Consider the following 12110-nt stretch of genomic DNA (forward strand, 5'->3'; position numbering starts at 1 on the left):
CAAAAATATCTAGTGGTGTGTCTAGGGAATATATGTACGGAGAACCCTTGATAATCAAGAAAATCAACCCCTTGTAAATCCCCAAATCTTGTGAATCTTGGTATACCTTCTCAATGAATGATAATTTTTGTTTGGGGCTTGCCCTTCGGGCCAGGCATCGCTTGCGCTAGCATCATTCACACTCTTGTGCTCGGATGTCCCTAAGCTGCGTACGCACCCATACCTGACGGCGAATTCATAAGCCTTCTAGCGCACCCTATTTTGAAGACTACCCAACAAATAATCGGATACTTCTTTGTATACAGAGGAATTGTGCGCACTTTGTCGGTCAAAATAGTTTCATCACAAAATATCAATCTTATGGATAAAAACTCACCATCAAATTTTTTTGAAGACGTTTACGCCGTGGTGCGGCTCATTCCCAAGGGCAAGGTTACATCTTATGGAGCCATTGCCAACTACCTAGGCAGCAAGGGCAGTGCCCGGATGGTCGGTTGGGCAATGAACCAAGCACACACCCTCCCCGATGTGCCAGCACACCGGGTTGTAAACCGTAAGGGGGTCTTGACAGGTAAGCATCATTTTGAAACCCCAACAAGAATGGAGGAGTGCTTAAAAGCCGAAGGCATCACCGTAGTAGATGATGCCATCGTTGATTTTGAGAAGCATTTTTGGGATCCGGCTCAGGGCTTGGCACTTTGAGGCAGGGGCTGCCCAAGACGCTCGCTGATGCGTCCGGCAATCTCTTGTAACAAGGCTTCTGGCTCCCACCCGGCAGGCTCTATGGCTTCTAGGGCCGTAACCGAACACTTGACTCCAAAGGGAATCGGTTTGAAGTTATAGCGCACGATTTTCCACGAGTTTTCAATGACTACGGGCACTACCAAGGCCGAGGGTGCATTTTCGAGTAAGGTAGCCAGGCCTCCCACTTTGAAGGGCTTGAGCTGCCCGTTGCGTGCCCGAGAGCCTTCGGGGTAAATGCAGGCTGTTCGCTTGTATTTTTCGATGTACTGCCCCATCCCAGCAATGATGGCCTTGGCCTCCTCTGGTTTTTTACGGTCTATCAGTACAGAGCCTCCATAACGCAGGTTGTATGAAATTGTGGGGATACCACGCCCTAGCTCTTTTTTCGACACAAACTTGACGTGGTGTTTGCGTAGTAGCAAAATATTCATCGGGATGTCGAACAAACTCTGATGGTTGCTCACCATAATGATGGGTCGGTCTGTGGGTAATGATGGGTTTAGGTTCTCAAACCGAAACCGCGCCCCTGTAATATTCAGCGCTCCCAAAATGCAGCGTTGGGTCAGGTCTATGGATAACTTATGTGCCTGATAGCCAAATACATTGAGCGCGATGCGCTGGACGACATCAAAAACCAACAGAATCAGCCCCAGCAGGAGCAAGAAAATAGGCGTGGTGAGCCATCCTAATACGATTCTCATAATCTTAAAAGCTTATTCGTGAGTGTTTTGTAAAGCTGCTACGCCGGGCAGTGTTTTGCCTTCGAGATATTCGAGCAAGGCACCACCACCAGTAGAGATATAGGACACTTGATCACCAAAACCTAATTGGTTGACCGCTGCGGCAGAGTCTCCCCCTCCGATAAGCGAAAAAGCGCCCTTGGCAGTTGCCTGTGCAATGGCTTCGGCTACTTTGGTTGTGCCTTGGGCAAAGTTAGGCATTTCAAATACGCCCATTGGCCCATTCCACAACACCGTGCGCGCTTGTGCGATGATGTCGGCAAATCGCTGCGCCGCCACTGGACCTATATCCAAACCCATAAACCCTTCAGGAATTTGTAGGTTATCTGCTGTTTGGCGGTTGGCATCGTTGGCAAAAGCATCGGCCACATAAGAATCTTGTGGGAGCACTAGTTGTACGCCCTTGGCCTTGGCTTTTTCGAGTAGGCTCAGCGCTAGCGCTAGCTTATCTTGCTCTACGAGTGAGTTGCCTACCTGCCCACCTTGGGCTTTGAAGAAGGTGTAGGCCATCGCCCCGCCGATGAGTAGGTAGTCTACCTTGTCGAGCAGTCGCTCGATGATGAGGATTTTGTCCGAAATCTTTGCGCCTCCCATAATCGACACAAAAGGCTTGTCGGCATTGGCCAAGATACGCTCGGCATTGTCTATTTCAGCCTGCATCACCAAGCCGGCCATTTTATCTGTAAAAAATTCTGCCACAATCGCCGTAGAAGCGTGTGCACGGTGCGCCGTTCCGAAGGCATCATTGACATACACCTCCCCTAGCTGTGCGAGCTGTTGGGCAAATGCCCGATCGCCCTTGGTTTCTTCTTTGTAGAACCGCAGGTTTTCAAGCAACAATACCTGTCCCGGCTGCAGGGCAGTAGCCGCTTGGAGAGCTTTCTCACCAACACAGTCATCTACAAACGTTACTGGTCGTTCCAATCGCTGGCTCAGCGTGTCGACCAAGTAGCGTAGTGAGAATTTGTCCTCAGGGCCGCTTTTTGGTCGGCCTAGGTGCGACATCAACACCAACGACCCGCCATCGTTCAAAATTTTACGCAAAGTAGGTAGGGTTGCGTCGATGCGTGTTGTATCCGTAATACGGAATTGGTCATCTAGGGGTACGTTGAAGTCTACACGTACAAGCGTACGCTTGCCCGCAAAATTGTATGATTGGAATGTTTGCATAAATCTTAGAAAGCTACAAATCAATGCTGAAATAATTGCAAAGGTAACATAATCGGGCTTTTGGCCAAAGCTTCAGCAAAGACAAGTGCGGATTGGTCAAATAGGGTGCTGATTACCCCGCCGGACAGCTGATTTTTTGGCTTGTTTCCAAGTACTTTATCCTTGGATGACTTCAGCGCCCTATCAATACACAGACTACGAGCCTATGTTATATGCTCCACAAAAAAGCCGCGCCTCTCCATCACAGGAAAGACACGGCTTTGTATTTCAGTCTATATTATAAACCTAGGCTATTATTGGACGATAATCTTGCCTTCGTAAGTCTCCTCTGCCGTGATGGCGCGTACAATATACACTCCTTTCGACAGCTGCCGACCTAAGAACAACTCGATTGGGTTGCCATCCAATATCAATGTACGGTCGATAATCGTACGGCCTTGGAGGTCTACCACTACTACTTTGGCTTGCTCCCCGCGAGGTGCGCGTGGCAGCTTCAGGTATACTGACTGGCCACTAATCACCGGGTTAGGATAGATGACAAAGCTTGGTGCGTTATCAAACTCTACCGAAACAATACGGGTATACTCTGTACTTCCGTTACGGTTTACTTGGCGGATGCGGTAGTAATTGGTGCCGGGTTTGGGCGAGCGGTCAGTAAACTGGTAATTGTTCAACAAGCCACTCACTGCGCGTACCTCACCGATGGCTGTGAAGTTTTGGCCATCTTGACTACGTTCTACCACAAAGCGCTCGCTGAGGGCTTCGTTGACGGTAGTCCAACGGATAAGCGCTTCTTGACCAACACGCTCAGCGCGTATATCGATGATTTCGAGGTTCAACCCTTCTACTGAAAAGGCCAATACAGCATTACCATTGCCCAAAACATTGACAGGTGATGAGATTACCAATTGGTTGGCGGCATAGGTTGTAGGCGCATTACTGATGACACTCAAGAAATCTCCTCTATAGGCAGTTCCCATAAAGATGCGGGTATTATTCTCATGTTCTGATTCTAGCGCAGCCAAGTCTAAGGCATTAAGACCACAAGCGGCGGCAAAGGGATCACCTAAGCCCACAGCGCTGGTATAGCGTACTTGTGGGCCTACAGGTTTGAGCGGCTCAAAACCAAGCGCCTTGCGGCAATCAAAGGCCGCTACTGAATCCAACAACACCACAAGGTCAAACACATCCCCTACCGGCAAGGTATCGGGGCGCGCCACGAAATCGATAGGGTCTCCGGCGGCAGTGCTGAGCTGAATCAACTCCAACCCTGCGTTAAAAGAAAGTGCTATCGATGTACGGTCTAACTGCGAGAACGAAGAACGAGGAAACGCACCTGTGGTATGGATTCGCGTCGGATTAGGGAATGTAGCCGCTATGGAGCCATTGCTGACATAAGGGCGAATGTCTACGTCCCAATAACGACTGCGCGAGATATAAAGCTTGTCCGTACTCAAGAAAGACGGCGGCGTAGGTGTAAGCGCCCTGACCCCTTCTATTGTGTTGATATTGCCTTCTATTTGCTCTACCACAAACATTGTCGGTACAGTGCTGGTCTGGCCTGCGATGGTGCGCAGGGTGGTTTCTATCAAGCTCACACTGAAGCCTTGCGCCCCTCCGGTATACAGGCCTGTGCCTCCACCCACTGGGTAAGTCAGGGTTACGGGTAGCGCTCCGCCGTTATGGATACGCCCTACAGGGCCTTTTACGTGGCTAAACTCACTCGCTGGTCCAGCCAAGCCAGCACTTTGAGAGAGGATAAACTCTTTCCCGGCAAATGAATTGATGATGCCGGAGTTGAAAGTAATCACCCCTGTTCGTACAACTTCTGTACGGCTGTCTAACACTACATTAGAGCCGAGGGTTTTCACCAGCCTGATGTTATAGAAATCTTGCTTATTGGCAATGGTGTCTATCTGGTTATCGGGGTTTGTAATGACCCTAAACCGGATATCATCTCTACGTATGCGCTGTTCGGCTCCTCCTTGTAATACTAGCGTACTGTTGGCTTCTTGGAATCGCCCTCTATTGAGCCAATTCCCTTCTAAGTGAATAAACTGGCTATTAGAGTTAAAGGTGGCCAAGGTCTCAATAGTCAGGTTGTTGCGCACATATACGTCCGTACTCAAGTCAGTAACACCTCTAGCCAACTCCAAATTGAAGAAGGAGTTCAGGGGTAGGCTGATATTGAGACTAGGATCTTTGGGTGCTAAGCGATTGGAGATTGTACGGCTAACGTTACGATAGAAACGTACCGTCGAGTTGCTTCCGGCTTGGAAGTCTCCGTTATTACTCCAGCTTTCCCCTACCTCCAGCAAGTCTCCGGTACCACCAAACCTCACTGTAGCTCCAGAGTCGATTACCATTGTACCAGTGATGCGCATTGTGCTTAAGATTTCGAGGTCTATAGGCCCTACAGTACTTGGAGAGCCGCTAAACGCACCACGGATGATGGGGTTGATTGTCAGGTTTCGTCCGTGTGCAATACGTGTACCTGCTGCCACATCTGTCTCGTCCATACCAATTGCCAACACGGGCGATGGAGCGCGTATAATGGGTCTTCCAAGGTTAGGGCCGGGTAAGGTATCGTATTCTACCCAAAGCAACGACCAGTCGATAACGATATCGTCTCCGGGCTCGGGCACGCCGTCCGGTCTCCAGTTGACATCAGCACTCCAAGAGGTGCCGGTGTTGTCAGGGCCACCGTCCCAACGTTTTACGTTTGGTCCTACCCACGTAACCATCAGGTCGGGAGTTGTATTAGGAATCACGTGTATGAATGTGTTGCCAATAGCGTTGTTTACGCCGGTGGCGGGGTCGAAGTCAAAGTCTTCACCAGAGAACGTACCCACAGCATCTTTAAAGATGACCCTATTTTCGGCGAGGGTGTTGGTGTTGTCGCGCCATACGTTTTTAGAAACCTCAAAGTCAGGCCCGCCACCGTCTACCGCAGGGTTTTTGGGGAATACCACGTTGTAGATGGTATCGATGCGTGGCCCTCCCGTTGCGGAAGCGGCGGCAGCATAGTCCCACCACGTCGTATTCCAAGTATCTATGCCATTATTGGCAAGATTAGGGTTGGTTGTGCGATAAAAGCTGACACTTGGGTGAATGGTCAGGCCTCGGCTTGAGGCTCCATAGGCCGTGTTTGTGATGATACCATCACTAAATGCTGCCGCAGGGAAGCGCTGTATGGGTGCTTTTACTATAGACTCAATATATGTGTCAGTCAACTGAACCCTTGCCGTTGCTCGTCGGGTGGGCGATCCCCCTCCCGTGATTGTTGCAGTAGGCGAAGTACGGTATCCAAAAGCGCTGTTAGAGAGTTGGGCTACAATAATAGCACCTCCGGCACCCATTTGGGCTACGCCCGCTGCGCCTGTACCCGAGCCTGCGCTCAAGTCTATGGTTGGGGCGCTGGTATATCCTGAGCCGGCATTGGTTACCTCTATGGCTATGACAGCTCCTCTGCTCACAATGGCTGTTGCGGCTGCGCCTGTACCGCCGCCACCAGTGAAGGTAACGGGGAAATTGGCTGTATACCCATCCCCACCACTGATGACATCCACAAAACCTATCTTGTCATTATCGACAGGGCTAGGAGTAATCACCACCTGTGGCGCAGAAGTATAGCCCGATCCATTGGTGTTGAGCATAATACCCGTAATCTGCCCACCGGCCACAGTGGCGGTGGCGGTGGCGTGTGTTACTGTGGGGTTTTCGAGGGTGTTAGTGCTTACAAAAGTAATGGTAGGAGGTACTGTATAGCCCCTTCCTCCTTCGATGATGTGCAGGTCGGTCAATGTAGAACCCACCAAGGTGTCTGTTGCAAGGTGAATTGCTACCACGCGGTCGCTTTCCGCCCCTGCGCCCATCACTGCCCTGACATTGGTAGTGCCCGTGATTGTCTCAAAATAAGGTGCTGCCGGAGTATAGCCCGGTGTCAGGGTTACGGTCGGTGCACTACTATAGCCCGCACCGCCATCCAGTACATTGATGGCACGTATGGCGCTAGGCAGCATCAGAGAGCGGAATGAAGCTCCTGCTCCTTCGCCCGTATTTCGGAAGGCTACCAAGGGTGCTGTTTTGTAGAAACGTCCACGATAAACCACATCGACAGAGGCGATTTCACCGGCCAAGCCAATGGCCGCGGCTATCGGCATTAGGCCTGAGGGTAAGTCCGGCGCACTAAATTGTATGGCCGGAATAGCAGGATATAACCCTCCGGTATTGACCACTACCTCGCTCACGTATCCACCCGGAGTGTTGAACGTAAAGCTGGCCGGAGTGGTCGCTCCCAATGCTGGCAGGACAACCTCGGCATTGGTAGGCAAATTTAGGAAGCCGTTCCCTGAGTTTTCTACAAAGGTGTTTACTACTGTAGAGCCTACTGTAATGGTGGCGTTGCCAATATCGACCATATTGACACTCACAATAGGCGGCGCAAGACTGCTGTAGCCATTGCCTGGCTCTGTGATGATGAAGCTACTGATGGTAGTCGGCGCAAAAGTCGGACGGAGTACTGCCCCACCTCCAAACGCAGATACCACATCGACACTTGGGTTGGTGTATCCCGTTCCACCGTTAACAAGATTGACGGTTAGGATATTGCCATTAACGCCTACAGAGGCCACTAGTGCTACTGTACCTGTTCCGGTAGGGTCGCTGACCTGTATCTCATCCCCTACACTATACCCTAGCCCGGCATTGACTATGTTAAAACCTGTGATATCAAAGGGATTCATCACGGCTCTTGCCCGCGCCTGTAGTCCACCCAACAATGGGGGGTTTACAACCACAGGGGGTAGCTCTGTGTATGTTGTTAGTGGAACTGGAGGCAGGCCCGTTACTTGGTTGTCCATAATGGCATACGCTGTCGGGGCAGCATAGTTTGTGCCGCGCTTTGCCGCAGGTACTCCGGCGAAGTTAAAAGGAATACGGCCTGATTGTACAGTAGCATTGCCAATCGGGTATCCTACACCGGGGTTGTCTATCGTAATAGCGCCTAGAGGGCTGCCTAGGATGGTCGCTGTGAAGGTTCCGTTAGGCGTGCCTCCGGTCGTAAATACTGTTGGAGGTGCTGTATAGCCTTGCCCACCACTAATGAGGCTGATAGCTGCTACGGGGGTATTGCCTACTACTGCACGAGCCGCTGCATCACGACCGTCAAAGAGTGCTATCAGTTCCACATCATTGGTGATACCGTTAGGAGGGTCAAAAGTATAACCTTCACCGCCCCCACCATAGGTAATTGTTCCAAAGCTTACCGGAGTAGCATTGGCTTGTAGATTCAAGCCATTATCATCCATAAACTCTAGGGTATAATAACGCATCCGAACAACCCCATTGATATTGAAGGCATAGCGTCCGTTCTGGTCAAAGCGGGTAATCCGTACAAAACGTGCTTGCGAACCTATGGCGTTGAATGTCGCACCATTATTCACATTTACCGTTCCACCGGAAGCTATCCGAAGCTCTCCGCCGGTCTCCTCTAGTGTCAACACATCCAGCCTAGCCCCGTTTTGCAAGTTAAGGTTGCGCACATTCATAATACGGCCTTGATTGATGATGGAGCGGTTGGTGCGGACATCAGTAGTGCCGATAGAGAGGTAACTGTTCAAGTCTGGCTCGCCAGGGTGAGGTGCTGTCAAACGATAAACTACTTGGTTGTTGTTGGCATTGGAAGTTCCGGCTACGGTTTGGGTTAATCCGGCACGGATTTCCATGGTGCCATTACTATTGCCAAACTCTACCAAGTTGAACTGGTGTGCATTGGTAGCGGCAATCTCCCGCTCCGTAGCCCCTACCAAGGGCAAGAACGAAACCAAACGGTTACTGGCCGACATACGGCCATCTCGCCCATAAAAGCTGCCTCTGAAGTTGATGGGACTGCCCAGCGGCTCAAAGAAGCTGGCATCAGGTTGATAACCCGGGGCTCCGTTATCTTGGATAAAGTCGCCACGCAAATCTAGGCGGGTCTGAGACAAGAGGCGCAAGTGTCCTCGTCTGAGTTCAAGGTTTCCATTGACCCTAAATACCCAGCGGGTGTTAGAGCCAATCGCGCCTGTGGTCGTGTTGGTTTCCCAGATTACCCCTTGGAAAGAGGCCACGCCTGCGGTTTTGTCTACCCTGACGTTGCCCAATGGGTTGTGTCGGGGAGAGATCTGCTGGTTTTGGCTTCCCCTGATAACCAAGGTACTGCTAGGGTCTGCATTGATAATCGCAGAGTTTGTAATTGCAGTGCCATTCCATGCAGTGTTGAAAAGCCCCATAAAGTTTCCACTAAGCTCGATGGTTGTATTGGCTTGCCAATCCATCTGCGAGCGCCAGTAAAGCAATATATCTCGCAAAACCCGCATACTCCTTCCAGTACTGACCGTTACGGTTCTGTTCGAGCCTGCATCGGTGAGTAGTGGGTCTACGGTACCGGGCACACCTCCCCTTTCTCCGGGCTGAGGCTCCATAATGAACGAGCCATCTATATTCACATCCACATCCATCACACAATTGCGCAAAGAACGACGCGGAATCAATACGTCTACTGCTGTAGCTGTACCTACTCCGGGTACTAGGTTTCGGGTATTGTAGGTGGGTCCTGTCCCGGGTGTTCCACCCAAGTTAGGGTCATTGGGGATAATCCAGTTGCGGGGGTCATTCCAAGCTGTACTTTGCACACCATACCACACCGCCGCAGTAGGGTTTACCCATATAATCCGGTCGCCGGGAGCGATATTGGTACGGTTGTTATTCGTTCCTTCGTCGCGCTCACCACCGACGCGCCCACCGGCAGATCCGGCACTGTTGACTATGTAGATTGCTCCGTCTGTTTTGCGGCTAGCCACACTGACATTGGCGTTTTCAGGGTCATTGAAAACCGCCTCCACAATACGGATATTACCTTGGGTATGAATGGTCAAGAGGGTTTTTGAGTCTGCCCCTTCGAATGTACAATAAGAAAAAGAGTGCTCACTTGTCCCATCATTGTTGTGCGCAGCCGTGGCTGGCAGTACCCAGCTGTTGGTCGTGTAATTATAGAAAAACACATTCTCAAAAGCCGTTACTCCGCCACGTTTGGCTAGATTTCCTGCAGAGGGAATGCTCATGTCATTATCCGAAGCATAACGTGTACCGGTAATCGGATAAGTGTTGAACTCCGAGCTAGGGAAGGCCCATCCGGCATATCTGGCTCTCAAGCGACATCCACCATAAAAGGCAAAGCGAAAGCGCCCTGATACCTGAGACTCCCTATTGACGATGGCGATAGCCGTAGAGCTGCCTTCGAAAATAGCCTCTGAGCCGTCTCGCCCTCTAAACATTGTTCCCAGCGCAATATTACCGCCTTGGTTGTCTACGGCCATCAACAGCAACCCTCCACCATCTAAGCGGAAGCGTCCCGAATATTCAGGATTTGGCAGCTGAGTACCGGGCGTGTAGTTGGCATTGCCTAAGGCCAAGACGTTGATTTCGTCCAAAGACTCATCCCCGAAAAGCAACCGTGTGCCTGAGGCTACACGGAAAGTACCGGAGTAAATGGTCAAATGCCCTAGGATACGCATACTGTTTTGCGTCTGGCCTATCGACGAATTCCGTATGGTTACCTCTGCTGTAGAGACAGGCTTGTGTACAAATACGTTGGGCATCGTAATCCCTTGCCCTAGGTTGGCATCATTGAAGTTGTCATAAAGCTGAAGCGTAAATGCCTCAACGGTCTGTGCGGCAAAACCATTGAACACCACTGCTGGGCGGCGGTTATTGCGCCACTGTGCTGTAGTAGACTCTAAAATTCTATTCACAGGGCCTACAAAAAACCCTGCACGAGAGCCTGCGCCACCGCTAAAGTTTTGTTCATCAGGATCTACATTCGGCCCAGAGGTTTTGTCTTCCAAATTCCCCCCTAGATGCAAGCAAATATCTTGCTCGCTCCCTACACGGTTGTTGCCATACAAGTCCAAAGACGCACCATTGTAAGCACCTGTACCCACGTTGGGGTTTTCGATGATGAGATTGCCCCGCACATTGATATCAGCAGCCGGCACTACCCAGTTGCCGCCATAAATACGGGAACCATTGGAGTTTTGATATGGCGACGTAGTGGTGCGGTCAAACACGTGGAAGTTGGCACCAAACAAATTGTCTGTCACCCCTCCTGGCAATGCGGTGCCGTGTGTTACGGCAGTCATATCAGTAATTCCACTTACATTGTTGACAATCACCGCACCGGCCTGTATTTCAAAATTGCCCGTACCTGACTTTATTAGCTGCCCACGAGTCTCAGGAGTGCCATCATTATTGACATCCAGTACACCATCGGCCACTGTGCCTGCCAAGAATGGGACATAGACGTTGCCATTGGTTTCATTGGCTACATATGCTGCAGGTGTACCAGTTGGTGTACCACTATTCACTACTCGCCGCAAGGGCTTGTTAATCAAAATACGGTCAAATGCACCTGTAGCCAACACATTGCGACTGCCTGCAAACAAGGGCAGTACGTGTTGAAAGTTGAAGGTTCGTCCTACAGCCGCTACGTCGATATAGGCATAGGTGTTTTTGGTACGATGATCTACACCCGCCGTTACATCCCTGCGCGCATAATAGAGCACATAATCATTTGCCCCGTTTTGGGTGTTGGTTTCAAATGTGATGTTGATATCGGCGATGTCCCCGATATTCGTGCGCCGGCGTTTGGCCATAAGCCCCTCATTGAGGTAGTTCCGGCCAATGAATAGCTCTGTATTGGTCGCTAGCGCAATAAAGCTCCCTCCCGGATTGGCGAAGGTGTTGGGGTTGGCTCCGGCTTGGATATGCAAATCTCGCCCAACCCGGATACGCCGAGTATCATTGAAATAATATCCATTATTTTGGATAATCAAGTCTTGGGCTATCTGCAAACCGGCAGCATTGTTGGTCAAGCCGTGTCGGTTATACAACGCAGCATCCGACTGGATAGTGATAGAGTTGACCTCCACCATATCCATCACATCAGGGATGCTACACACATTCATTCCCGAAGGAATCACTACATCGTGAGTGGGTTGGGGAACACCTAGTGTCCAGTTGGCCGGGTCAAACCAACTGCTACTAGAGCTAGGGTTGGGGCCTACTGCCACACGGGCAGCCTGCCAAGTGTTTGTTTGTGCTTGCAATGCTACAGGAGCAAAGAAGCTGTAACATACGCCAACCACCAAAAGAAGCAGCAGCTCTTTGACTTTTAGTCGATTATGTGTCATAATTCAGAGGTTAGATTGTAATAAGTCTCCGTGTATGTTAGGCTGGGATTACACAGTATTGACTCGTAGAGGGTTAGAGGTGATGATATTGTCGATTGGTTGTGGTGTAGGCTTAGACATTTGTGTTTGTTGTTTTTGGAATGGTTATCAATTTTGTTTCAATGTTGCGTGTAGCAGTCGTTATTTAAACAGAAATGCCTCTTTCTCTTTAGAGAAAGCGACATTT

At 50.4% G+C, this 12110-nt stretch carries 4 protein-coding genes; 1 reads left to right on the plus strand and 3 read right to left on the minus strand.

Annotation, left to right across the window (positions count from 1 at the left end; genetic code table 11):
• Positions 1–360: 360 nt before the first annotated feature.
• Positions 361–702, plus strand: coding sequence for an MGMT family protein (locus G499_RS0107025; RefSeq protein ID WP_026999361.1), 342 nt, complete (start codon positions 361–363; stop codon positions 700–702).
• Here the strand turns inward: G499_RS0107025 and G499_RS0107030 are convergent.
• From G499_RS0107030 to G499_RS0107040, 3 genes are all read right to left on the minus strand, one after another.
• On the minus strand, positions 684–1445 hold the full coding sequence (locus tag G499_RS0107030) for a lysophospholipid acyltransferase family protein (protein ID WP_026999362.1): 762 nt from the start codon (positions 1443–1445) through the stop codon (positions 684–686). The two genes, G499_RS0107025 and G499_RS0107030, sit on opposite strands and share 19 nt — an antisense overlap.
• A gap of 12 nt (positions 1446–1457) precedes the next feature.
• A complete protein-coding gene (locus G499_RS0107035; protein WP_026999363.1) occupies positions 1458–2654 on the minus strand; it encodes a phosphoglycerate kinase in 1197 nt (398 codons plus the stop codon).
• Positions 2655–2947: 293 nt separating this feature from the next.
• On the minus strand, positions 2948–11884 hold the full coding sequence (locus G499_RS0107040) for a T9SS type A sorting domain-containing protein (RefSeq protein ID WP_026999364.1): 8937 nt from the start codon (positions 11882–11884) through the stop codon (positions 2948–2950).
• Positions 11885–12110 lie beyond the last annotated feature (226 nt).

The sequence above is a fragment of the Eisenibacter elegans DSM 3317 genome, assembly GCF_000430505.1.
Taxonomy (GTDB): Bacteria; Bacteroidota; Bacteroidia; order Cytophagales; family Microscillaceae; genus Eisenibacter; species Eisenibacter elegans.